This is a genomic window from Streptococcus sp. HMSC072G04, from assembly GCF_001813295.1.
Lineage (GTDB): Bacteria > Bacillota > Bacilli > Lactobacillales > Streptococcaceae > Streptococcus.
Genome location: NZ_KV812048.1, coordinates 863 through 1980, shown reverse-complemented (window position 1 = coordinate 1980; position 1118 = coordinate 863). Strand labels below are relative to the sequence as shown.

The window sequence follows — 1118 nt, the reverse complement described above, 5'->3', positions numbered from 1 at the left end:
AAGTTCGACATCCCAACAACAGTGAAAGCTGACGTTAAAGGCGGAGTAGACATCGAAAACACTGCGGCTCAAGTTGTAAACTACTACAACCCAACTACTAAGAAAGTTGAAAAACCAAGCAAACCAACTGAAAAACGTGTAAACAACGTTCCAGTTGAGGTAGGATTCAACTTCACGAAACGTTTGGAAGGCCGTGAGCTTAAAGCTAACGAATTCAGCTTCGTGCTTAAAGATTCAACAGGTAAGACTCTTGAAACTGTTAGCAACGATGCATCTGGTAACGTTTCATTCTCACCACTCAACTTCAAGAAGGGTGACGAAGGCGTACACAACTACACAGTAGAAGAAGTTAAAGGATCTGACGCAACCGTTACATACGACACAATGAAAGCGAATGTAACAGTCACAGTGAAACACGATGGTACAGCTAAAGTGCTTATCGCGACTGTTGGCGACATTGCGGATAAAGAATTTAACAACCGTGTAACACCTCCAGAAGAACCTAAGTTCCAACCAGAGAAATACGTATTGAATACAGCGAAATTCTCTATCACTGATAACAAGCTTCTTGATGATGATGCCGAGTTGACTGATAAATATGGTGAAACAAATACTGATCCATATGTAGACAAAACAGACAACAACGAAGCAGAAAACATCAATACTAAGTCTGTTAAACGCGGCGAAAAGATCTACTACCAAGTATGGTTGGATACAACTAAATTCGACGCAGCTAACAAAGACAACGTTCAAACTGTAGGAATTACAGATGACTTTGACGAAACTAAGGTTTATGTAGATGGTTCAGCAATCAAAGCTTACGATTCAGTAACTGGAGCTGATGTTACAGATAAATTCGATATCACTGTGAACAACGGTGTGATGACTGCAACTCTTAAAGATGGCTTCACTAAGTCACTTGGCGATGCGGAAAACACTCAAATCATTGATACAACTAAATTCGAATTCGGACGTTACTACAAGTTTGATATTCCAGCAACTGTTAAGAACGATGTTCCTGGTGGTGCAGACATCGAAAATACTGCGGCTCAAGTAGTTAACTACTACAACCCAGTAAGCAAGACAGTTGAAAAACCAAACAAACCAACTGAAAAACG

1 protein-coding gene is annotated in these 1118 nt (G+C 40.3%); it reads left to right on the top strand.

Annotation, left to right across the window (positions count from 1 at the left end):
- The coding region (locus tag HMPREF2904_RS10915) for an SspB-related isopeptide-forming adhesin (protein ID WP_305366830.1) at positions 1–1118 on the top strand (1118 nt) is incomplete at both ends.